The organism is Dehalococcoides sp. THU4 (assembly GCF_043231265.1).
In the GTDB taxonomy this organism is placed as follows: domain Bacteria; phylum Chloroflexota; class Dehalococcoidia; order Dehalococcoidales; family Dehalococcoidaceae; genus Dehalococcoides; species Dehalococcoides mccartyi.
Map to the genome: position 1 here is coordinate 985,932 of NZ_CP171266.1, position 23,530 is coordinate 1,009,461.

Annotated in this window: 20 protein-coding genes; 13 read left to right on the plus strand and 7 right to left on the minus strand. The window is 49.4% G+C overall.

All coding sequences use genetic code 11. The annotated features are described in order from the left end of the window. Positions 1 to 224 precede the first annotated feature (224 nt). From ACE6F3_RS05250 to rimI, 5 genes are all read left to right on the plus strand, one after another. A complete protein-coding gene (locus ACE6F3_RS05250; protein ID WP_077975181.1) occupies positions 225 to 4,043 on the plus strand; it encodes a DNA-directed RNA polymerase subunit beta in 3,819 nt (1,272 codons plus the stop codon). Then, entirely contained in the window at positions 4,030 to 7,917 is a 3,888-nt protein-coding gene (gene rpoC, locus ACE6F3_RS05255) for a DNA-directed RNA polymerase subunit beta' (protein WP_077975182.1), read from the plus strand. The genes ACE6F3_RS05250 and rpoC overlap by 14 nt, the downstream gene beginning before the upstream one ends. Positions 7,918 to 8,089: 172 nt before the next feature. Continuing rightward, a complete protein-coding gene (gene ruvB / locus ACE6F3_RS05260) occupies positions 8,090 to 9,139 on the plus strand; it encodes a Holliday junction branch migration DNA helicase RuvB (RefSeq protein ID WP_077975183.1) in 1,050 nt (349 codons plus the stop codon). Further along, complete coding sequence (locus ACE6F3_RS05265; protein WP_077975184.1) at positions 9,129 to 9,677, plus strand: epoxyqueuosine reductase QueH; 549 nt, start codon at positions 9,129 to 9,131, stop codon at positions 9,675 to 9,677. The genes ruvB and ACE6F3_RS05265 overlap by 11 nt, the downstream gene beginning before the upstream one ends. A 75-nt stretch (positions 9,678 to 9,752) precedes the next feature. Further along, on the plus strand, positions 9,753 to 10,394 hold the full coding sequence (gene rimI, locus ACE6F3_RS05270; protein ID WP_077975185.1) for a ribosomal protein S18-alanine N-acetyltransferase: 642 nt from the start codon (positions 9,753 to 9,755) through the stop codon (positions 10,392 to 10,394). 17 nt (positions 10,395 to 10,411) lie between these two features. On the opposite strand, the gene ACE6F3_RS05275 is transcribed toward rimI, so the two are convergent. The 3 genes from ACE6F3_RS05275 to ACE6F3_RS05285 form a co-directional block, all read right to left on the minus strand. Continuing rightward, positions 10,412 to 10,639, minus strand: coding sequence for a hypothetical protein (locus ACE6F3_RS05275; RefSeq protein ID WP_010936384.1), 228 nt, complete (start codon positions 10,637 to 10,639; stop codon positions 10,412 to 10,414). Positions 10,640 to 10,703: 64 nt separating this feature from the next. Then, positions 10,704 to 11,204, minus strand: coding sequence for a permease (locus ACE6F3_RS05280; protein WP_231935580.1), 501 nt, complete (start codon positions 11,202 to 11,204; stop codon positions 10,704 to 10,706). 67 nt (positions 11,205 to 11,271) lie between these two features. After that, a complete protein-coding gene (locus ACE6F3_RS05285; RefSeq protein ID WP_077975186.1) occupies positions 11,272 to 11,946 on the minus strand; it encodes a class I SAM-dependent methyltransferase in 675 nt (224 codons plus the stop codon). A 43-nt stretch (positions 11,947 to 11,989) separates the two neighbouring features. Here ACE6F3_RS05285 and ACE6F3_RS05290 point away from each other — a divergent pair, with 43 nt between their 5' ends. From ACE6F3_RS05290 to ACE6F3_RS05305, 4 genes are all read left to right on the plus strand, one after another. Further along, positions 11,990 to 13,369 carry an elongator complex protein 3 gene (locus tag ACE6F3_RS05290; protein WP_077975187.1) on the plus strand — a complete coding sequence of 460 codons (1,380 nt, stop codon included), beginning with the start codon at positions 11,990 to 11,992 and terminating at the stop codon, positions 13,367 to 13,369. Positions 13,370 to 13,581: 212 nt separating this feature from the next. After that, complete coding sequence (locus ACE6F3_RS05295) at positions 13,582 to 14,520, plus strand: methyl viologen-reducing hydrogenase (RefSeq protein WP_041341643.1); 939 nt, start codon at positions 13,582 to 13,584, stop codon at positions 14,518 to 14,520. A gap of 29 nt (positions 14,521 to 14,549) precedes the next feature. Next, positions 14,550 to 15,989 (plus strand): Ni/Fe hydrogenase subunit alpha, encoded by a 1,440-nt coding sequence (locus tag ACE6F3_RS05300; RefSeq protein WP_058292107.1) that lies wholly within the window; start codon positions 14,550 to 14,552, stop codon positions 15,987 to 15,989. Between the two features lie 2 nt (positions 15,990 to 15,991). Further along, complete coding sequence (locus tag ACE6F3_RS05305) at positions 15,992 to 16,495, plus strand: hydrogenase maturation protease (RefSeq protein WP_077975188.1); 504 nt, start codon at positions 15,992 to 15,994, stop codon at positions 16,493 to 16,495. Here ACE6F3_RS05305 and ACE6F3_RS05310 read toward each other — a convergent pair. Genes ACE6F3_RS05310 through ACE6F3_RS05320 form a run of 3 tightly spaced genes read right to left on the minus strand, consistent with a single transcriptional unit; the run spans position 16,492 to position 18,053 of the window. Then, positions 16,492 to 16,797, minus strand: coding sequence for a hypothetical protein (locus ACE6F3_RS05310; RefSeq protein WP_041341650.1), 306 nt, complete (start codon positions 16,795 to 16,797; stop codon positions 16,492 to 16,494). The two genes, ACE6F3_RS05305 and ACE6F3_RS05310, sit on opposite strands and share 4 nt — an antisense overlap. A 16-nt stretch (positions 16,798 to 16,813) precedes the next feature. Beyond that, the gene (locus ACE6F3_RS05315) at positions 16,814 to 17,350 is read right to left on the minus strand and encodes a peroxiredoxin (RefSeq protein ID WP_077975189.1); all 537 of its coding nucleotides are present in this window, start codon (positions 17,348 to 17,350) and stop codon (positions 16,814 to 16,816) included. Between the two features lies 1 nt (position 17,351). Further along, positions 17,352 to 18,053, minus strand: a complete 702-nt coding sequence (locus ACE6F3_RS05320) for a cytochrome c biogenesis CcdA family protein (protein ID WP_231935581.1) — start codon at positions 18,051 to 18,053, stop codon at positions 17,352 to 17,354. 83 nt (positions 18,054 to 18,136) lie between these two features. On the opposite strand from ACE6F3_RS05320, the gene ACE6F3_RS05325 reads away from it, so the two are divergent. From ACE6F3_RS05325 to ACE6F3_RS05340, 4 genes are all read left to right on the plus strand, one after another. Further along, on the plus strand, positions 18,137 to 19,276 hold the full coding sequence (locus ACE6F3_RS05325; RefSeq protein WP_077975191.1) for a PD-(D/E)XK nuclease family protein: 1,140 nt from the start codon (positions 18,137 to 18,139) through the stop codon (positions 19,274 to 19,276). Between the two features lie 21 nt (positions 19,277 to 19,297). Beyond that, positions 19,298 to 19,786 (plus strand): small multi-drug export protein, encoded by a 489-nt coding sequence (locus ACE6F3_RS05330; RefSeq protein WP_077975192.1) that lies wholly within the window; start codon positions 19,298 to 19,300, stop codon positions 19,784 to 19,786. A 190-nt stretch (positions 19,787 to 19,976) separates the two neighbouring features. Beyond that, positions 19,977 to 20,726 carry a radical SAM protein gene (locus ACE6F3_RS05335; RefSeq protein ID WP_010936397.1) on the plus strand — a complete coding sequence of 250 codons (750 nt, stop codon included), beginning with the start codon at positions 19,977 to 19,979 and terminating at the stop codon, positions 20,724 to 20,726. Next, on the plus strand, positions 20,727 to 22,526 hold the full coding sequence (locus ACE6F3_RS05340; protein ID WP_392654576.1) for an adenosylcobalamin-dependent ribonucleoside-diphosphate reductase: 1,800 nt from the start codon (positions 20,727 to 20,729) through the stop codon (positions 22,524 to 22,526). On the opposite strand, the gene ACE6F3_RS05345 is transcribed toward ACE6F3_RS05340, so the two are convergent. Further along, positions 22,523 to 23,527, minus strand: a complete 1,005-nt coding sequence (locus ACE6F3_RS05345) for an HD domain-containing phosphohydrolase (protein WP_077975194.1) — start codon at positions 23,525 to 23,527, stop codon at positions 22,523 to 22,525. The two genes, ACE6F3_RS05340 and ACE6F3_RS05345, sit on opposite strands and share 4 nt — an antisense overlap. Between the last annotated feature and the right edge of the window lie 3 nt (positions 23,528 to 23,530).

The window sequence follows — 23,530 nt, forward strand, 5'->3', positions numbered from 1 at the left end:
TCGGGAAAGAGTACTTTTTCCTTTAAAACAGGCTATTTATATTACATAAAACCTGCTATAATACTTGACAAACTGTGTTTACAGGAGTACCATTATTATTTGCAAATTATGCCTCCAGAAAAAATGTCAAACCAAAAACAGCAACTTTTTCTTCTAGCCGCATTATTGTGCGCTTTTGTTTTTTAGCGCAACGACGTCCCTTGAGATTATAATAAGGAGCAGACATGGTATCTATGTTACCTAAGGCCGACGCCGCCACCGGTATAACCCGCAAATCTTATGCCCAACTACCCGAGGTTGTCAATGTACCTAACCTGATAGAGATGCAGCTGCAGTCTTTTGTCTGGTTTCAGGAGGAGGGTCTCCGTGAACTGATTGAGGAGATTTCCCCTATCAAAGACTTCGTGGGCAACAGACTGGAACTGGAATTCATTGGCTACGAATTCCGCGAACCCCGTTTGTCTGAGTACGAATGCACTCAGCGTGACCAGACCTATTCTGTACCTTTGTATGTTAAAGCCCGGTTAATAGTTAAAACTACCGGTGAAATCAAAGAACCCTTTGACTTGTTCTTCGGTGACATTCCCCTGATGACCGCTTTGGGTACATTTATCACCAGCGGTACGGAGCGGGTGGTTGTCAGCCAGCTGCTGCGTTCACCCGGCGTTTACTTCACTATTTCAGATGACCCGGCCACCGGCCGTCCTCTCTGCCACACCAACCTTATTCCCAGCAGGGGTGCCTGGCTGGAGTTTGAAACCTCTAACCGGGATGTTATTTCAGTAAAGATTGACGGCCGCCGCAAGATTCCTGTCAGCACCCTTCTGCGGGCCATCGGTTATTCTGATGACCTGGATATTTTAAATCTGTTTGAGGTTATTGATAATGACCCCGAACGCCATTATATCCAGTCCAGTATTGACCGCGACCCCCTTATAAAAGACGAAATCAGTGCTCTTATTGATATTTACAGCCGCTTGCGCCCCGGTGACCCGCCCAATGCGGACAACGCCCGCAAGCTTATTAACGAAATGTTTTTTGACCCCCAGCACTATGACCTGGGCAAGGTAGGCCGTTACAAGGTTAACCGCCGTCTGGAGCTGCCTGACCGCGAGGTTGGTGATAACCGCGCCCTTACCCGCGAAGACATAGTGGCTATAATCAAGCGGATTATCATGGTCAACAACGGCCAGGATACCCCTGATGACATTGACCACCTGGGTAACCGCAGAATCCGGACGGTGGGTGAACTGGTGCAGAACCAGTTCCGCATAGGTCTGGTACGTCTGGAAAGGGTTGCCCGTGAGAGAATGAGCATTGTAAATCTGGAAGTAGTTACTCCCAGCGCTCTGGTTAATATCCGCCCGGTGGTTTCGGCAGTTAAAGAGTTCTTCGGCGGTTCACAGCTTTCCCAGTTTATGGACCAGACTAACCCTCTGGCTGAAATTACCAATAAACGCCGTCTGTCCGCCATGGGCCCCGGCGGTCTTTCCCGCGAAAGAGCCGGCTTTGACGTTCGTGACGTTCATTATTCCCATTACGGGCGTATCTGCCCCATTGAGACACCTGAAGGCCCGAACATTGGTCTTATCGGTTCTCTGGCTACCTATAGCCGGATTAACCGCTACGGTTTTGTGGAAACCCCTTACCGCAAGGTTTATTCCAAACTGAAAAATAATGATAAAAAACTGGTAGGCCTTAAGCTTGCAGCCGCAGTCAGTGACAAAGACAAAGTGCTGGCATCAGCCGGAAGCGTAGTCAGCGAAGAAAATTTCAAGCTTATTTCAAAGCTGCCGGAGTGTGATATTCAGGTCATGCCTTTTGTGTCTGCCGAGGTCAAATATATGCCGGCAGACGAAGAAGACCGCTATATTATCGCTCAGGCCAATACCCGTCTGGACGAGAACGGCTATTTCCTGGATGAAAGGATTGAAGCCCGTCTGGCTGAACGCTACGTAATAGAACCCCCCGAAAAGATTGATTACATGGATGTTTCACCCAAACAGATTTTCAGCGTGGCGGCTTCGCTCATACCTTTCCTTGAGCATGATGATGCCAACCGCGCCCTTATGGGTGCCAACATGCAACGCCAGGCTGTGCCTTTGCTTCGGGCAGAAGCTCCCATGGTGGCAACCGGTATGGAACGCGAAGCAGCCAGATACTCCGGCCAGGTTATTTTTGCCAAGCGCGCCGGTGTAGCTGCTTCGGTGACCAGCGAAAAGATAATAATCCGCACTGCCGAAGGCCAGGATGACGAATATCTGCTAAAGAAATTTGTCCGCACTAACCAGGGTACTTGTATAAACCAGCATGCCGTTATAAATAAAGGACAGAAGATAGAAGCCGGGCAGGTACTGGCTGACAGCTCTGCTACCGAAAACGGCGAACTGGCTCTGGGTCAGAACTGCGTAGTAGCCTTTATGAGCTGGCAGGGTTTCAACTATGAAGATGCCATTATCCTCAGCGAACGGCTGGTGAGGGAAGACGCCTTTACCTCTATCCATATTACCAAGCATGAACTTGAGGCCCGTGATACCAAGCTGGGCGGTGAGGAAATAACCCGTGATATCCCTAACGTGGGTGAAGAAAGCCTGCGTGAGCTGGACGAAGACGGTATTATCCGCATCGGGGCTGAAGTGGGTCCGGATGATATTCTGGTGGGTAAAATCACCCCCAAGGGTGAAACCGAGCTTTCAGCTGAGGAAAAACTCCTCCGGGCTATCTTCGGTGAAAAAGCCCGCGAAGTTAAAGATACTTCACTCCGTATGCCTCACGGTGAATGGGGCAAGGTTATAAATGTAAGGGTCTTCTCCCGCGAAAACGGTGATGACCTGCCTGCCAGGGTTAACAAATGGGTGCAGGTCTGGGTTGCCCAGAAACGCAAGGTTTCAGTGGGTGACAAACTGGCCGGCCGCCACGGTAACAAGGGTGTTATCTCTATAATTGCCCCGGTAGAGGATATGCCTTACCTGCCTGACGGCACTCCGGTAGATGTGGTATTGAACCCTATCGGCGTACCTTCCCGCATGAACCTGGGGCAGATTCTGGAAACCCATCTGGGCTGGGCAGGACACCTGCTGGGCTTCAGGGTGGCCACCCCCGTATTTGACGGGGCAGATGATACCGCCATTGAAGACGCTTTGGCCCGTTCCTGGCTTTCCGCCAAGGCCGGTGCCACAGACATGAGCCCGGAAAACAAACGCCCCAGCACTGATACCGCCAAGGCTGTAGAGTGGATTAAACAACAGGGGTTTGACGGTAAGAAGGTCTTTGACGAAAAGCACCCCGGTCTGGCCAAGGAAGTCAGCCTGAAGCTTTGGCTGAAGGATATGGGGGTAGATGCTTCTTCTTTAAGCGGGGCTGAACTGGAAAAGAAAGCCTACGAAGTAAGCAGTCAAAGCCGCCTGCCTTCGCCTATTGTGGGTAAATCAGTTTTGCGGGACGGGCGCACCGGCGAAACCTTTGACCAGCCGGTAACCGTAGGCAATATGTATATTTTGAAACTTATCCATCTGGTGGAGGATAAAGTCCACGCCCGGGCCACCGGTCCTTATTCGCTCATCAGCCAGCAGCCTCTGGGTGGTAAAGCCCAGTTCGGCGGCCAGCGCTTCGGTGAGATGGAAGTTTGGGCTATGTACGCTTACGGTACAGCCCATAACCTGCAGGAAATGCTGACTATCAAGTCAGACGATATTGCAGGGCGCGCCAAGGCTTATGAATCCATTGTAAAGGGTGAGGATGTAATCCAGCCCGGTGTCCCCGAATCCTTTAAAGTATTGGTAAAAGAGCTTCAGAGCCTGGGTCTGGCTGTTGAAGTAATAAATGAAGAAGTCAAGATTGCCCCCTCTGAAAAGGTGGCCGCACTGACTGAGGCCAACCTGCCGGGCAGTGAAGATGTTTCTGCTGAAATACTGCCTGAGACCCTGTATGCAGGCGCCGAGGATATTGAAGACTCCATGATGTCGGTAATTGATACTGACGACCAGGATTTGGCAATGTCATCAAATGATGAAGAGGTATCCGAAAACGATGAACGAAGTTAATGATTTTGATGCAATACGGATTTCACTGGCTTCCCCTGACCAGATAAGAAGCTGGTCTTATGGTGAGGTTACCAAACCTGAAACCATAAACTATCGTACGTTAAAGCCGGAGCGGGACGGTCTGTTCTGTGAGCGTATCTTTGGCCCTATAAAGGACTTTGAGTGTGCCTGCGGCAAATACAAACGTATCCGCTACAAGGGCATTATATGTGACAAGTGCGGCGTGGAAATTGCCCGTGCCAAGGTACGGCGTGAACGGATGGGGCATATTGAACTGGCCTGTCCGGTAGGCCATATCTGGTTTACCCGCGGTATTCCCAGCCGGGTAGGCCTGCTGCTTAATTTGTCCACCCGCAGCCTTGAAAGGATAATTTATTATTCCCATTTCATTATAACCGGGGTCAATGACGAAGCCCGTGAAAAGGCCATTAAAGATCTGGAGGTTATTTCCTCCCAGCGGGTAGCTGATAAGGGCAGCGAGGTAGATACCAGGGTTGCCCAGATGGAAGCCGAAGATGCCACTGTTGAAGCCATAAATCAGGTTCGCCGTGATTTTTCAACTGAACGTGAGCAGATGGAAGAAGATATCCAGCTGCTTATAGACCAGCTGAAAGACCTCCAAATAGGCAATTTGCTGACCGAAAACCAGTATTACGAGCTGAAACAGCGTTTCAGCAATGTTTTTGAGGCCTCCATGGGTGCCGAAGCTCTGCTTAAGCTGCTTTCTTATATAGATATGGACAAGGAGCGGAGTAAGCTTATTCAGGAAACCCGCTCCACTTCCGGCCAGCGCCGCAAAAAGGCTGGCAAACAGCTTCAGCTGGTAGAGGCTTTCCGCCGTTCCAGCAACAAGCCTGAATGGATGATTATGACGGTTCTGCCGGTACTGCCGCCTGACCTGCGTCCTATGGTTCAGCTTGACGGCGGCCGTTTTGCCACCAGTGACTTAAATGACCTTTACCGCCGGGTTATCAACCGGAACAACCGCCTTCAGCACCTGATGGAAATCGGGGCGCCGGAGATTATTATCCGCAACGAAAAGCGTATGCTTCAGGAAGCGGTGGATTCACTTATTGATAACGGGCGCCGTGGCAAGAGCGTGGCTGTAAATGGTGACCACAAAGCTAAATCCCTTTCTGACCTGCTTCGCGGCAAACAGGGACGCTTCCGCCAGAACCTGCTGGGTAAACGGGTTGACTATTCAGGCCGTTCGGTTATTGTGGTAGGCCCTTCACTCAAACTCTCACAGTGCGGTCTGCCCCGCCGTATGGCACTTGAGCTCTTTAAGCCCTTTGTCATGCACCGCTTGGTACGGGACGGCTTAGCCCCCAATATCAAGAGCGCCCGCCGTCTGGTAGAGCGCGCCCGCCCGGAGGTTTACGATATTCTGGAAGAGGTGGTCAAGGAGAGGCCGGTTATGCTTAACCGCGCTCCCACTCTGCACCGCCTTAGTATCCAGGCCTTTGAGCCGGTGCTTATTGACGGCAGTGCTCTCAGGCTTCACCCGCTGGTCTGTTCAGCCTTTAACGCTGACTTTGACGGTGACCAGATGGCTGTCCACGTGCCCCTTTCCAAAGCGGCCGTAAAGGAAGCCCGTGAAACCATGCTGTCCATTCATAATATGATGCTTCCCTCCAGCGGTGAGCCGGTGGTATCCCCCAGCCTTGATATGGTCTTCGGGTGTTATTACCTGACTACTACCCGGCCGGGTGCTAAGGGTGAAGGCAAGATATTCAGTGACTTTGAAGAAGCCAAGCACTATTACGAAATGGGTATTATTGACCTCAGGGCTATTATCAAAGTCCGTGACGGCAAGGGTAATATGCTGGAAACCACTACCGGGCGGATTATATTTAATGATGTCCTGCCCAAGGAAGTAGAGTTCCAGAATATGGATATACCCAAATCCGCCATCAAAAAGATAATCGGCCGCTGTTACAAGATTCTTTCCAGCCAGGATATGGCCGCCATGCTGGACAAAATAAAACAGCTTGGCTTTAAATATGCCACCAGCTCCGGCATTTCCATTGCCATGAGTGATATTTCGGTGCCGCGTGAAAAAGCCAAGCTGGTAGCTGCCGCTGATGAGCGGACTGCCATTTCCGAAGGTCAGTTTGCCCGCGGTCTTATCACCGAAGACGAACGCTACAACAGCATCATTGAAACCTGGATGGAAACTACTGACCGCATTACAGATGCTATTCAGGCCGGTTTTGACAAACAGGGTTCCGTGTACATGATGGCTAACTCCGGCGCTAAGGGTAATATTTCCCAGATACGCCAGATGGCCGGTTTGCGCGGCCTTATGACTAACCCGTCCGGCCGTATTATTGACTTCCCCATCAAGTCTTCCCTGCGTGAAGGCCTGACTACTCTGGAGTACTTTATATCTACTCACGGTGCCCGCAAAGGTCTGGCTGATACCGCTTTGCGTACGTCCGGTTCAGGTTACCTGACCCGCCGCCTTATAGACGTAACCCAGGATGTTATTATCCTTCAGGAAGACTGCGGCACTTCAAACGGCACCTGGATAGTAGAACCCAAAGAAAAGGGTATGCTGCCCCCGCTGGTTGACCGCGTACTCGGTCGCTGGGCAGCTCACAATGTAGTTCACCCCCAGACCGGCGAGATTATCGTGGGTAACAATGAAGAGATTGACGAAGCTAAGGCTAAGGCTATCGGCGAAGCCGGTATCACCGAAGTCTTTGTCCGTTCTCCGCTTACCTGCGAAGCTACTCACGGCATGTGCCGTCGCTGTTACGGGCGTGACCTTGGCCGTGTCCGTCTGGTAGACATGAATACCGCCGTAGGTATCATTGCCGCCCAGAGTATCGGTGAGCCCGGTACCCAGCTGACACTCCGTACCTTCCATACCGGCGGTGTGGTAGGCGTAGATATTACGACCGGTCTTCCCAGAGTTGAAGAACTCTTTGAGGCCCGTCCGCCCAAGGTTCAGTCCATTATTTCTGAAATAGACGGTGAGGCCGAGGTTATTGAAAATGAAAACGGCCGCCATATCCGCATATTCTCTGATGAAGTATATCAGGACGAATATGAGCTGCCTTCCGGCTGGAAGACTCAGGTTCAAAGCGGACAGTGGGTGGATTCAGGCATGGTGCTGGCTTCGCCTGAAATGGAAGGCAAGTCCAAGGCGGTAGTTCAGAGTGACCAGAATGTGGTTGCCAGAGTGGCCGGTGAAGTTTCAGTGGATGGCAGCCTTATCACCATCAAGTACAGCGAAAGCGAAGAACGTGAATACGCTATACCTGCCGCCATGCAGATAAAGGTTAAAACCGGGGATAGTGTCCGTGCCGGTCAGCAGCTGACTGACGGCTCTATAAACCCGCAGGATATTCTGTCCATTTTGGGCAGGGACGCTGTCCAGAAGTATCTGGTTGAAGAAGTCCAGAAGGTTTACTACTCTCAGGGCGTACATATCAACGATAAACACATAGAGGTTATTGCCCGCCAGATGCTTATCAAGGTACGCATTGACTCCTCAGGTGATACTGACCTGGTTCCGGGTGAACTGGTAGACAAGTTCCGCTACGAGGATATCAACGCTAAGGTTCTGGCCGAAGGCGGCGAACCGGCAACCGCCCATACCGTGCTTATGGGTATTACCCGTGCCTCACTCAGCACCGAAAGCTGGCTGGCGGCGGCCTCCTTCCAGGAGACCACCCGTGTCCTTACTGATGCCGCTATTTACGGCAAGGTGGACAAGCTGTCCGGCCTTAAGGAAAATGTTATCATAGGCAAGCTTATACCTGCCCAGTGCAAATCCTGCAAGGAAGCTACGGTTGAAAGAGCGGAACGGATAGCCGCTGCCGCTGCCGCACCTGTAGTCAGCACTCTGCCGGAAAATTGCCTTTAGGCTTAAATAAGCTTCGGTTGTTATAGTCTTGAAAAGAGGGGCATTATGCCCCTCTTTTTATTATCCTGAGATATCTCCCTTATCAGCCCACAAGGCATATGACCCGTCAGACACCCCCTCTAACGCCTGAATATTGAGGGCGGTTTGGAATATTTGTGCTATAATATTTCAAATGTCAGAGGAAAAAGAGCGTCTTATATCCGGGAAACTGGCCGCCGATGATGCCAAGCTGGATACCAGTCTCCGCCCCCGTTGCCTGTCTGATTTTATAGGTCAAAAACGCCTCAAGGATAATCTTGGGGTAGCCATACAGGCGGCCAAGCAAAGGGGAGAGGCGCTGGATCATGTTTTGCTTTATGGGCCGCCGGGGCTGGGTAAAACCACTCTGTCCCATATAATAGCTTTGGAGATGGGGGTGAATATCCGCATCACCTCCGGCCCGGCCATTGAAAGGCAGGGTGACCTGGCGGCTATTTTAACTAACCTTAAGCCTTTTGATATTTTGTTTATAGATGAGATTCACCGCCTCAGCCGGAATGTAGAGGAAGTCCTTTACCCGGCTATGGAGGATTATGCACTTGACATAATGGTAGGAAAAGGGCCGGGTGCCAGAAGCCTGCGGCTTAAACTGCCTCACTTTACCCTGATAGGGGCGACCACCCGTTACGCCATGCTTTCCGCACCTCTGCGTGACCGTTTCGGTTCTATATTCCGGCTGGATTTTTATGACGAAGATGCCATTCATGATATTGTCAGCCGTTCCGCCCGTATACTGGGGGTGGAGGCGGAAGAAAACGGTATCCGCCAGATAGCTTGCCGTTCCCGCGGCACTCCCAGAGTGGCTAACCGTCTGCTTCGGCGGGTGCGGGATTATGCCCAGGTAAAGGGAAACGGGCTGATTACCGGGGATATGGCAGCGGAATCTCTGGCCTGTCTGGAAGTAGACAAATTGGGGCTGGATGAAATTGACCACAAGGTTTTAAAAACCATTATCCATAAATTCGGCGGCGGGCCGGTAGGGCTTGAAACCATTGCCGCCGCTATTTCCGAAGAAGCAGATACTATTATGGACGTTTACGAACCGTATCTGCTCCAGTTGGGTTTTCTGGAAAGAACGCCCAGAGGGCGTCAGGCAACCCGTCTGGCTTACCAGCACTTGAATATACCTTACCCGGCTGATAAAAATAACCAGCAGGGGCTTTGGGCGGAGAATGGCACCTAAACTTCTCCTTCATGGCTGTTGCGCTCACTGTACCGCTTACTCTTTTAAATACTGGCAGGAACAGGGTTTTGTGGTCAGTGTTTACTGGTATAACCCTAATATTCACCCATTTACTGAGCATCAAAGCAGGCTTGAGGCTATGCGGAAACTTTCAGCTGAAATGGGTTTTGAGCTTATAACAGAGCCTTCATATCAAATGGCCGAATATTTTAAAAATGTATCCGCCAATGTGGACGGGCGCTGCCGAATCTGTTTTGATATGCGGCTGGGGCAGACTGCCGCTTATGCCGCAGGGCATGGGTATGAATATTTTTCTTCCAGCCTTTTTATCAGCCCCCACCAGAAACACCAGGATGCAGTCTGCTCGGCTGAAGCTTTGGCTAAGGAAACGGGGGTCAGGTTTGCTTATGCAGACCTTCGGAAACGTTATTCGGACAGCCGCCATATTACCAAGTCCTTAGACCTTTACCGCCAGCAATACTGCGGGTGTGTATATAGCGAATATGAAAGGTTCGGCAAGCCAGATTTACCCGCCTGATAGGCTGTTTTGTACCCTTTTATTTGGGCATGTATGTTAAAATATCCGGGCAGTGTTTGCAAGAGGTTTATTTAAATGACCTATTTAATCCGTCCTATAAAAGACCAGGACATACCGGAACTTAACCAGATAGATAAAGAAGCATTTCCCACCATGTGGCCGGCTACCAACTTTAAGCGTGAGATGGAAAACATCATGGCCCATTATATGGTGCTGGTTGATGAAGATATTTCCCGTGGTGCTTCGCCTGAAATCAGCCCGAATATCTGGAAACGGCTGTGGAGCTGCATACGTCAGGATAACGGCGTTGTCAGACAGGATACTGACTGCCCGAAGGTTATCGGTTACAGTGCCATATGGGTTATGGCCGGTTCTGCCCACTTGGTAAGCGTGGCAGTCCGGGATTCCTTTCGCCGTAAAGGGTTTGGCGAATTGCTTCTGATGAGTTCCTTAAAAGAGGCTATAAAACACAAATGCTTTGAAATGACCCTTGAAGTCAGGGTTTCAAATATTGTGGCTCAAAACCTGTATCTGAAATATGGTTTTGCCATAAAAGGCATACGGAAAAAATATTATTTGGATAACCATGAAGATGCTCTTATTATGACATTGGACAGCATTGACAGTCCTGATTTTCCGTCTAAACTGGAGGAATATAAAAACAGCCACACCCGGAAATGGAAGACCACACCGGGCATGGCCGAACTGGCTTCATAAATTTATTAAAGGGAAGGCTACTCTTCGTCCCCGCCCCGTGATTTGCGTTTTAAGTCACCCAGGGATTTCAGCCGTTCAAATTCTGCTTCATCTATGGGCTCGCAAAGCTGTACAGAACCCCGCTCAATGCGTATTTTGAAAAGTTTGCGGCATTTCCAGCATTTATAAGGCCCTTCATATACCTCGTCAGCTAATGAAAAACTGCCAATTACGCCACAATCAGGGCAGGGGATTCTTACCATCATCTCTCAGGTACTTCCTTTCGCCAACTTACGTTTACAGCCTAATAGTTTATTCCTGTGGATAAAACTATTCAAGCAGGTTTACTTTTGAGAAAAGGGCATTGGCCAGCATACCTGCGGCAATAGGCATCAGGGCGGTTACTGCCAGCCGTATCAGGGCAAATTTCCAGCCCAGCATACCAATCTCAAGGGGGAGGCGGTTGACCGCCAGCAGAGACCAGCCGGTCATAAAAGCAACCATAGTGCCGGCTCCGGCGCCACCGCCCAGCAGACCGGCGGCAATAGGCATACAGCTGTAAGGCCCGCCCGGCATCAGTCCGCCTAAAGCCGTGCCGATAAGTACGCCCTTGAAACCTGATTCCTGCCCCAGCCACTGGCTGATAGTTTCCTGGGGTATAATAACCCTGAGCATACCGGCAATAATAAAGGCCAGTACCATCATGGGTAATACCTGAATAAATATATCCCAAGCGGCCTTAAACCCTTCGGTGTGGGCGCCGTTTTTGTTATAAGCAATAATGCTGACCACCACCGCTACAACCGCCAGAATTATGGTGGGGATTATCATAGAAGAACCGGAGCCTCTTTCGCAGCTGTTATTTGCCATCTCACTTATTACAATATAACCTAAAGTATTATTTTTTTAAAGTTTGCTTCTCAAGCACCAGGCATATATTCCGGGCAAAATATTTCGGCCCGCGGTGGTTTTTTTCACCAAAAGAGCTGACTACTCTGAATCCGGCTTTTTTTACCAGTGCCTCTATCTCCCAGCAGGTATACAGCCGGTAATAACGCATAAGTACCTGGTCTTGGCTTTTCCACGGCACCAGTGTTTCACGCCCCTTAAACCAGAAGCGGGGCTGCAGGCGGTTCCAAACGGTCAGGAATACCTGCCCGCCATCTTTCAGTACCCGCCCGAATTCCTTTAAGGCTTTCTCTTGGGCATCCTGCCCTTTCAGGTGATGGAAACTGGCCACCGCAATCAGCCAGTCAAATTCGGCATCTTTAAAAGGCAGATTTTGCATCTCCGCCACTGCCAGATTAGGTTTGAAGCCGTGTTTACGGGCATATTTCCCGGCCTGTTCTATCATTTCGGCTGAAAAATCTATGCCGTATAGCTCAAAGCTGTCTTTAAAGGGTAAGAAATCCGCCCCACAGCCGCAGCCCGCGTTAAGAAGTTTGCCTGTTTGCCACTTTGCCGCCAGTGCTGACAGCTCATGGCTGAAGATGGAACGGTGGCGGAAGCTGTACCAGCCGGCGGCTATTTGGTCAAATACCTGTGACTGGGAAGTAAAATTTTGTTCGTTCATAGCTTTAGGTTATAATTAACTATCCTTATAAATAAGAGTATATATGAAGAAGCTTTCCCGAACAATATCAGGCGTTACTCCGGTGGCGGTTATGACCAAACCCTTACCCTGCCCCGGCAAATGCGTATACTGCCCCACCTTTGCGGCTACTCCCCAGAGCTATACGCCTGAATCTCCGGCTGTTTTGCGGGCCAAAAGCTGTGAATACCAGGCGTACCGGCAGGTTGCCCTTCGCCTGCGGATAATACAGGATATGGGTCACCCCACTGATAAGGTTGAGCTTATAATCATGGGGGGCACTTTTCTTGCGGCAGATACTGCCTACCAGTATGGTTTTATTAAAGATTGTTATGATGCTTTGAACGGGGTAGTGGCGGACAGTTTAGAGGAAGCCAAGGCTATAAATGAAACCGCCCAGCACCGCTGTGTGGGTTTGTGCATTGAAACCCGCCCGGATATCTGCGGTGAGGCCGAAATACAGCGGATGATAGATTTTGGTACTACCAGAGTGGAACTTGGCGTCCAGATGCTGGATGATGATATTTATAAACTGGTTGAGCGGGGGCATACAGTGGCAGATGTGGCTGAGGCCACCCGCCTTTTGCGTGAATACGGCCTTAAGGTTCATTACCACTGGATGCCCGGACTTCCCGGCTCTTCTCCTGAAAAAGATTTAGCTCTTTCCCGTATGGTGTTTGAAGACCCGCGTTTCTGTCCTGACGGGCTTAAGCTTTATCCTACTATGGTAGTGGAGGGTACCATACTTGAGGAGTGGTGGAAAGAAGGCCGCTATACCCCGTACCCTAGTGACATCATGACCGGGCTAATTGCGGATATTAAAGCTCTGGTGCCGCCTTATGTGCGTATTTCGCGGGTGCTTCGGGATATACCGGCTGTATTTATCCGTGCCGGTCTCAAAGACTCACTGCGGGATGGAGTGCGGCAGATACTGGAAAGCCGTAACCAGAAGTGCAGGTGTATACGCTGCCGTGAGTATGGTCACCGCCAGCGCAAGGGTCAGACCAGCGGTGAGCCTGCCTTAAAGCGTCTGGATTATCAGGCTTCAGGCGGCAAGGAGATATTCCTTAGTTTTGAAGATGCCTCTGATACCCTTTACGGCCTGCTCAGATTGCGCATACCGCAGGTTTCTCTGCCGGTACTTGATAAAAAATATGGCGGTAAAACAGGGCTGGTGCGTGAACTGCACGTATACGGCACAGAGCTTTCACTGGGTGAACAGGGCGAACAGTCTGCCCAGCACCGGGGTCTTGGCAGAAAGCTGGTGGCAGAGGCAGAGCGTCTGGTGCGGGACGAATACGGCCTTAGCTCACTTGCTATTCTAAGCGGGGTGGGTGCCAGAGAGTATTACCGCTCACTGGGGTATAAGCTTGTGGCTGGTTATATGTGTAAGTATTTGGGCTGATATTTCTGCGCCTTTGGCAGATTTTGTCCTGTCTGGTTATAAATGCTAAACTACGGGTGTTAATTTTGGCGGTATATATAAAAATACCCCGTGTGAATGGTAAAAACGTTTTTTAGGTGCTAGAATATAAACAGTTGTTTTATATACTAACTTGTATGTATTACCGGATTATGCGGTGACGGCAAAGCAAAAGACATGGCTAGGAGGATAAAATGGTCCGTGTTGCTGAAGAATGGTTTGCGGTATGCGGAGGGTGTGAACTTTCTCTACTGGATATAGGTGAACCGCTGCTGGATATTTTACCCAACTTGGAAATAGTACATATGCCGGTGCTTATGGACCATAAACTTTTCGGGCAGAAGGGTGACGGCACTAAACCGGAAATCCCGGAAGCTGACCTTGGCCTGATTACCGGCGGTATCCGGAATGAGGAAAACAAGGAACTTGCTCTGGAAATGCGCAAGAAATGCAAGATAATAGTTGCCCTTGGCACCTGCGCCTGTTTCGGCGGCATTCCGGCTCTGGCAAACCTTTCCACTACCGAAGCAATGCTGGACCAGATTTTTAATAAAGAAAAGGGCACTGACCCTTCTTCTCCTCCCAGTGACAAATCCCTCCCCAAGTTGCTTGACCGTGTTTATGCCGTAGATGAAGTAATAAAAGTAGATATCCATCTGCCCGGTTGTCCTCCTACACCTGCCCATATAGTTGAACTTTTAAATGCAGTACTTGCAGGCAAGACATTTGCACTTCCTGAAAGAAGTGTGTGTGATACCTGCCCCACTATACGTGAAAAACAATCTACCGGCGGGTCTATCAAACGCCCTCTGCAAAATGCCCAGTTTACCCCCGGCCGCTATGACAATATGCGCTGCCTGAATGAACAGGGTTTGTTCTGTCTGGGGCCGGTTACCAAAGCCGGGTGTAACCGCATCTTGGGGGCTGACCCTTCAGAAGAAATTCCCCGCTGCATCAAAGCCTATATGCCTTGCCGCGGCTGTTTCGGGCCGGTACGCCAGAGTTCCAACCCCACTGCTGATATAATGGGCTCTTTAAGCTATATCGGGCGTGACCCGAAGGAGATTGTTGACCGGGTGGCCACCATAAACCGCTTTATCGGTTCGGGTAGACTCCGCCCGCAGGATAAGTAGTAACCACCTTTAGTTTATTCGGAGGATATATGAAACAGATTACAATACAGCCGGTTACCAGAATTGAAGGTGCTGCCAAGGTTGTGATAAACCTTGATGATAATGGCAACGTATCTGATGCCCGCATGCATATTATAGAATTACGCGGTTTTGAAAAATTCTGTATCGGGCGTCCGGTAGAGGAAATGCCCCGTATTACCCCGCGTATCTGCGGTGTCTGCCCGCTTTCCCACCATTTGTGTTCGGCCAAAGCCTGTGATAATGTTTTCGGGGTTACCCCGCCTTCTGCCGGCCGCAAACTGCGTGAGCTGGCTAATGCCGCTGCTTATATGGAAGAGCATATCCTCCACTTCTTCTTTTTAGCCGGAGCAGACCTGGTAATGGGTCCGGGTGAAAACTACTCCATGCGCAATGTTTTCGGTATAGCCCAGAAGATGCCTGAACTGGGCCAGAAGGTTATACGCTCACGTCATCTGGCATCAAAAATGCTGGATTACCTGCTGGGAAAAGATATTCACCCGGTAGCGGCTGTAGCCGGCGGTTTTTCCAAGCCGCTTACTGAAACCGAACGCGAAAAGATGATGGAAATGGCTAAAGAGCTGTTGGAGTTCGCCAAGTTCTCCATCGCCTATGCCAAAGAAAATCTTTTCGGAAAATATGAAGACCTTATTAAAGAAATTGGCGTTATCAAGACCGGTTTCTTGGGTACGGTAGATAAAAACGGGGCTTTAAACCAATATGACGGCCATCTTCGCCTGATGCACCCTGACGGCAAGTTTACCGAGTTTGACCCCAAAGATTATCTTGACCATATTACCGAACGGGTAGAAGACTGGAGTTATGCCAAATTCCCGTATGCTAAGGAACTGGGTGAGTTCAATATGGATTTGGACAATCCCTCCGGCATTTTGCGGGTAAATACTCTGGCCCGTATAAATGTTTGTGAGCGCATTGCCACACCTTTAGCCCAGAAAGAACTGGAAGAGTTCCGCTCCAAGTTCGGACGCCCCGCCCAGCAGTCACTCCTTTTTAACTGGGCGCGCCTGATAGAGCTTTTGTATAATGCCGAAAGGGCGGTTGAACTTTTGTCTGACCCCGAAATCACCAGCACTAATACCCGTGTGCCGGTAACACCTAAAGCCGGCCGGGGAGTAGGGTGCATAGAAGCCCCCCGCGGCACACTTATCCATGACTATACCACAGATGAAAATGGTCTGGTTACCGATGCTAATCTGCTGGTTGCCACGGTTATGAACAATGCGGCTATAAATATGTCGGTAAAACAGGCTGCCCAGACCCTGATTAAGGGCGGCAAATACGATGAAACCATTTTAGATGAAATAGAAATGGTGATACGGGCTTATGACCCCTGTTTGTCCTGCTCTACCCATGAGCTGAACGGCAAATTAGCGGTCAATCTGGATATAGTTGACGCCAAAGGTCAGCTGGTCCAGACTTACTCCAACTAAATATGGAATGTTTACCGGAGTATTGCTCCCGTAAGGTAGTTGTGTTCGGCTGCGGGAATATACTTTACGGGGATGACGGTTTTGGCCCGGCGGTGGCAGATTACTTAAATGCCCACTGCCGGGTTCCTGATTTTGCCTGTGTTATGGACGTTGGCACAGCTATCCGCGAGCTGTTATTTAACATAATAATCAGCGAGGTTAAACCCAAAGTTATCGTGCTGGTAGATGCTATGGAAACCGGTTTGGGGGTGGGGGAACTGGGGCATCTTAGGGTTGAGCAGGTCTCACCGGAAAAGATAAATGATTTTTCTCTTCACCTTATGCCCACCCTGAATATGCTTGAAGAACTCCATGCGGACGGCGGGGTGAAAATAGACGTGCTGGCGGTTAAACCCGAATGCATTCCCACCGAAATGACACAGGGTCTGACCGAAAAAGTGGAAAAAGCGGTAGCTGAAACAGCCGGATATATAGCGGATACCTATTTCAGCCAGCCCCCGCTTTAGGTGCTTTCCTGACTCCAGTTCTGCATTATTTCCTTTATCTTTTGGGCCAGTTTAGGGTTATTGCGCAGGCGGTCAATAAAAATAGGGCAGGCTTCCAGCATGGAGTTCTGGGCAGCCGAAGCCATAGATAACATTTGCTGCATGGCTGCCTCGTCCTGGGGGGCATTCATGCCCGGGCTTCCGCTTTGTACCTGCCGGCGGATATCTTCAGAAGTGTAACGCATGGGGGTTGTGCATGCCCTGTACCAGGGGCATTCCTTGCATTGGGCTATGTTTGAAGCTTCATTTAATATATCTGTCATATTTACTCCTTGATATTCAGGTTATTTTTTTAAGCTGATTGTCAAAATCTGTCTGGCTGGAAAATCCCCCGAATTTTATGGCTTTTATTATACCCTCGGCATTTATAAAATAAGTAATGGGGATATAGTTTGCATTATAAAGTTGGCCTATATCACCGGTATTATCCAGCAGTACCGGAAAGGTGAAACCTGTGTTTGCCATAAACCGCTCTATCAGGGACTGGCTTTCCCGTATGTTTACCATAAAAATCTTTATACCGCCGGGGAGTGACTTGTTTTCATTATAGGCAGCTTCAAAGAAAGGCATCTCGTCTTGGCAGTAACCGCAGCTTATCATCCAGAAGTTCAGAACTACCCCAGAGCCCTTCAGTCCGCTTAAACTTATATCCTGCCCGGTAAGGTCTTTCAGTGAAAAATCAGGTGCCAGGTTGTTTATTCTTATGCCTGTTACCGCTTCCCCGTCATCCGGTGGTAGGGGGGCAGCTTGGTTGCAGGCGGACAGACAAAGGCTGCCTATGAGCAGGAAACTGAGAGTTATCAATTTTCTTTTCATTTTAAATTTGCAGAGTACTAAAAAACCCTATTTGGTTGCTTAGTATAAGTATACCAATAACTATCAGTATCCCGCCACTTATCCCGTATACAGCTCCTGAGTAGCGGCTGAGTTTGCGGATAAGAGGCAGGGTTTTTTGAAGCAGCAAACCTAATACAAGAAAGGGTATACCCATGCCCAGTGAAAAAACAGCCAGCAGAGCCGAACCGTAAAGCGGGCTTTCCCCTCCGAAGGTAAGGCTGAGTATGCTTCCCAGTATAGGGCTTATGCAGGGCGTCCAGGCAAGGGTAAAAATAGCCCCGCTTAAAAAAGAGCGGACATAACTGCCACCACGCAGGCTTTGCTGGCCGAACAGGTGTTTTTCAAAACTGAGGGATGGGAAGCGGAGGCTAAGCAGCATATATCCGCCGAAGATAACAAGTATTCCCCCGGAAAGTATTCTTATCCAGAGTTCGCTTGGGTTTATAATAACGCCTCCCAGTCCGGCTAATGCTCCCAGGCTGGTAAAAACAAGGCTGAAACCGGCTACAAAGGCGGCTGAATGCGGCAGAGTTTTAAAAGAAACGGCAAAGTCCGGCCGGGTATCCAGTATCTCTCTGCCGGTCAGACTGGCCAGATATACAGGCATCATAGGCAGCACACAGGGAGAGAAAAAGGCGGCCAGACCGCCCCCCAGGGCTAAAAGGTAAGAGATATCTTCCAAGCCTGTTTTGCACCTTCCCATAGCCCTGAAAACAAGGCTATAATGTACGTTGATATTATATCAGTTTTACAGGCGGAGTATTTATGCGCCCTCTTTCTTACAGCCAGATAGACCAGTATCAAAGCTGTCCTCTGAAATATCGTTTTTTATATATTGACGGCTTAAAACCGCCGGCAAAGGGGTATTTCAGTTTCGGCACAACTTTGCATGATTGTGCGGAGTACTTTCTCCGGGTAAAAGTACCCCCGCCGCCCAGTCTGGAAAACCTGATGGAGTATTACCGTTTGCACTGGCGGTCTGAAGGGTATGAATCTGCTGAGGCAGAAGAAAATTACCGTCAGTTAGGCGGGAAAATACTGGCAGACTTCCACCGGATACATAGTGCAGATTTTCATATGCCGCTGGCGGTGGAGCACCAGTACACTGTAAATCTGGACGGGGTCAAACTGACCGGCAAGATTGACCGGGTGGATAAACTTCCTTCCGGCGAACTGTGTATTATAGATTATAAAAGCAATAAAGATTTATTTTCAGCCGAATATGTCCAAAGCAATTTGCAGTTAAGCATTTACCAACTGGCAGTGGAACAGATTTGGTTTTTGCCGGTAGGTGAGCTTTGTTTGTATCACTTGCGCTCCAATACTGCCATGCGTTGTCCTGCCCGCAGTAAAGAGGTTATTGCCGATGCCCGGAATCTGGTGCTGGAAGTAGCTGAAAAAATAGAAAAAGCTATTTTCCCTGCCTGTGAAAACAGCTTTTGCCCGTGTGATTTTGCCCATCTCTGCCCGCTGTACCGCCACAAATATGCCCCTCCGCCCCAGTTGCCTCAAGCACCGCCTGTAGATATATCCCACGCGGTTGAGGAATATGTGGAACTCCAGGCCCGCAAAGGCGAAATTGAGGCCAGAATAGACACCCTGAAAGAGGCTATTATTGAGTATTGCCGGGCTAATTCACTGGGGAGGGTCTTCGGCAGTGAGCATGCGCTTAGCTACAAGGAAGTTTTGCGGACTGCTTACAACAATAAAGCTGTACGTGATTTGCTGGAGCCGCTGGGATTGTGGAATCAGGTATCCAGTTTGGATAAAACCCTGCTTGAGGAATATCTGGAAACAGATGCCTGCGGTCAGGAACTGAAAAAACGGATACTGGCTTTAAAAGAGGTTATTTCCTCCTCTCCGCGGCTGTATGTAAAACAGGTTTCAAAAGACCAGGACAACTGAAAGCGCAGGTTTGGGGAATAGATGTTCTTTCAAGTAATAGGGGTATTTTTACTGGCGTTGCTGGAAATCTGGCTGGCAATACCGGCTGGTTTGATTTGGGGTTTGGACCCTGCTCTGGTTATCCTGCTGGTATGCGGCGGTACTCTAAGCGGCGTTGGTGTAATTCTGCTTCTTTCAGAAAAGATACGGGCAGGCTCAAACCGCTGGCTGGACAAAAACCGTACCGGTGATGCAGCTTTAAGCCTGTCAGCCCTGTTTGCCCAAATCATTATATCCCTGCAGGAGAGGCTTCGTTCGGGCCGCCTGTACAAGGTATGGCTGAAATACGGAATTATCGGGTTGGGGCTTTTATCCCCGGTGCTGACCAGCGCTCCCATAGCGGCTTTTCTGGGAGTAATGCTGAATGCAGGCAGGTTAAAACTGTTTGTCTGGATAGCAATCGGGGTGGCGGTGTGGACTACCGGGCTCACTCTGGCTATGCATTTCGGGCTGATACTGCTGGGAATCTAAAAAAGTATCCGAAATGCTTAGTGAAAAAACAAAAAAACCTGATGCCAAAAGCCAAAACATGTGGTACAATAAATTCTAGCAAACCAAGAGCCAGAGTACTAAAGACGATTATTGTTTGGGTATTTTAACAATGTTATACTTATAAAAGCGAGCCTTTCTGCAGGCTTGCTAATCATGTTTGGGGGACTGAATGAAGGTTTATCATCTGGCATATGAGCCAAGTTACCATTCAATGGATTTTCATTTTTGGACTGAATGTAATTTAAAATGCCGCGGTTGTTATACCAATTATGAGGTTTATGATTTTGGCCTGATGGATGACCCGGTAGCTGAAATAATTACCCATGAAAGACAAGCCCCTCCCACCGAATTTCTGTCTTTTGACCAGGTTATGGAAAAGATAGATGGCTATACTATAAAATATGCAGTTTTTCTGGGTACGGAGGCGGTGCTTGACCCTGAGCTGCCTAAACTTGCCAAGGCTGTCCATGAAAAATATGGCTCTTACAACATACTTTTAACCAATGGCATCCGGATGCCAGACCTTACGGATATTGACCAGGTTATTTTCAGTCTGAAGGCTTATTCCGAAGATATTTACCGTGATTATACCAGCCGCTCAAACAAGTCAGCCCTGGAAAATCTGAAGAAAATACATGCGGCTTTGGGTGACCGCAAACTTCACGTAGAAGTGGTGTACATACCTGATTATATAGCCAAAGACGAAATAGAAAAGGTAGCCCAGTTTTTAGCCAGCATAGATAAAGATATGTCTTTTCGTATAGATGCCTATTTCCCCATTCCGGGTTGCCCCTGGCGGGCGGCCAACAAGGAAGAGGTGGAAGAAGCCGCTGAGGCGGCACGTAAGTATTTGAATAATGTGGTGGTGCTTACCCTGGATATGAAACGAATCGGTGATAAGGCCATTAAGGTTTTTTAAATGACAGTAGAATTCGGCAGGCAATCAGTTCTGGCAGATGTACGCTTATCTACTACCGCCAAGAGGGTACTAGAAAAACGTTATCTAAAGAAAGATTCCAACGGACGGGTGATTGAAACGCCGGAGGATATGTTTCACCGGGTTGCCAGAGTGGTGGCATCTGCCGAATGCAAATATGCACCGGGGGCGGATACCAGCCGGATAGAAGAGGAATTTTATCAGGCCATGTCCCGCCTGGAGTTTCTGCCGAATTCGCCCACACTGTTAAATGCCGGGCGGCAGGTGGGGCAGCTTTCGGCCTGTTTTGTACTGCCGGTAGAGGATTCCATTGAGTCTATTTTTGATGCGGTCAAGCAGACAGCTCTTATTCATAAAAGCGGGGGCGGTACCGGCTTTTCCTTTTCAAATCTCAGGCCTGCCGGAGACAAAGTAGGGGAATTAACAGAAGTAGCCGGAGGGCCGGTTTCTGTAATAAACATATTTTCCGCAGCGGCAGATTATGTGCGCCAGGGCGGGGTACGCCGCGGGTGTAATGCCGCTATTTTAGACGTAACCCATCCTGATATTCTCAAGTTTATATCCTGCAAGGGTGACCCTAATGCCCTGACCAATTTCTACATTTCGGTTGTGGTCACCAGAGAATTTATGACTAAAGTACGCAGCGGTGAAGATTACGGTATTATCAACCCTCATACCGGCGAAGTAGTCCAGCGGCTCAATGCCGCCTGTGTGTTTGACTGTATTGTAGACCAGGCCTGGAAAACAGGTGAACCCGGTCTGGTATTTATAGACCGGATAAATGATGATAACCCCACCCCGGAATTAGGCCGTATCAGGCACGTGACCGGTTGCGGTGAGCAGACCCTTTTGCCGTATGAATCCTGCAATCTGGGTTCAATCTCCCTGCCCCGTATGCTTAAGCGTGACGGTGAGAGGGTAGTGGTAGACTATGAAAAACTGGGACGGACAGTCAAAATGGCTATCCGCTTTTTGGATAATGTAATAGATGTAAATAAATTCCCCACCCCTGAGATTGAAAAAGCCACCTTACGTAACCGCAAGATAGGCTTGGGGGTGATGGGCTTTGCCGATATGCTGGTTTTGATGGGTATACCATACAATTCCGAAGAGGCTATATTCCAGGCTGACCAGATAATGGATTTTATCAAGGAAACCTCCCACCGTGCTTCGTCCAAACTGGCCGAAGCCAGAGGCTCTTTCCCTGCTTATGAAGGCAGTATTTATGACGTACCCGGCGGACGCCCCATGCGGAACGCCACCTGTACCAGTATAGCCCCCACCGGCACCCTTTCCATTATCGCCGGGGTTTCTTCGGGCATAGAGCCTTCTTTCGCTATGGTATTTGTCAGGAATATTCTGGATGGTGAAAATCTGCTGGAGATAAACCCCTATTTTGAGGAAATGGCCAGACGTGAGGGTTTTCATTCCAAAGAGCTGTTTGAAAAGCTGGTTTCGTCAAACCATCTGCATGATATGGAGTGTGTGCCGGACTGGCTGAAACGCCTGCTGGTTACCGCTCACCGCATTCGCCCCGAATGGCATATCCGCATTCAGGCGGCTTTCCAAAAGTATACTGACAATGCTGTTTCCAAGACGGTGAATTTCTCCCATGAAGCTACCCGTGAGGATATGGCCAATGTGTTTAATCTGGCCTACGACAAGGGGCTTAAAGGGATAACGGTTTACCGTGACGGAAGCCGGGCAGCCCAGCCTTTATGCACCAGCGAATCCGGTGTCAAGCTGGTAGACCAGTACCTGGATAACTGCTCCTGCCATTAGGTATTGTTGTTTACACGGGAAAAGACAGCTAAAATCTCCGGGTCAAACTGTGTGCCTGAACATCTCTTCAGTTCTTCCCAGGCTTCTTTATCTGTCATTGCTTTGCGGTATGGCCTCAGGGAGGTCATGGCGTCATAGGCATCAGCCAGCGCCATTATTCTGGCGCCCAGCGGTATTTCCTCACCCTTTAGTCCGTCAGGATATCCGCTCCCGTTGAAATGCTCGTGGTGGTGGCGGACTATTCTCAGAATTTCGCGGTCCTCGGTTATAGGGGAAAGAATACGTTCACCTATGCCGGGGTGGGTTTTGATATGGGTGTATTCCTCTTCGGTCAGGTTGCCGGCCTTATTCAGGCAGGCACTTCTGATACCTATTTTGCCGATGTCATGCACCAGCCCTGCCAGACGTATCTGCTCAATGGCAGCAACCGGCAGTTCCATAGCGCTGGCAATAGAAACCGAGGTTTCAGCTACCCGCTGTGAATGGCCTATGGTATAGCTGTCTTTAGATTCAAGCGCATAAGCCAGGGAAGTAATGGCATTGAAAAAAGAACTGCGGATTTTTTCCGCCTGGTCTTTGATTTTTATTTCCAGATGCTGCTGGTAATCCCGGTTGTCCAGTACAAGGCGGCGTTTTTCCAGTGCCCGTTCTATGCTCATCATGACTGCATCCAGTTTAAAGGGTTTAGTCACATAATCATATGCACCCAGTTTCATGCAGGCTATAGCAGTGTCAGTGTCGCTTATGGCTGTAGCCATTATAACTGCGGTATCAGGTGAGATAGTACGGATTTCCGGGAAAATATCCATTCCGGAAAGGCCTGGCATTTTTATATCCAGTATGGCCAGTGAAACATCCTGGCCCTTTATTATTTCCATAGCTTCGGTGGCGTTTGAGGCGGTCAGGCATTTGTAGCCTTCGCTGGTGAGTTTCTGGTAAAGCAGGCGGCGTATTGTATCTTCGTCGTCCACTGTTAGAACGGTTTCATTTTTTGTAGTCATGCA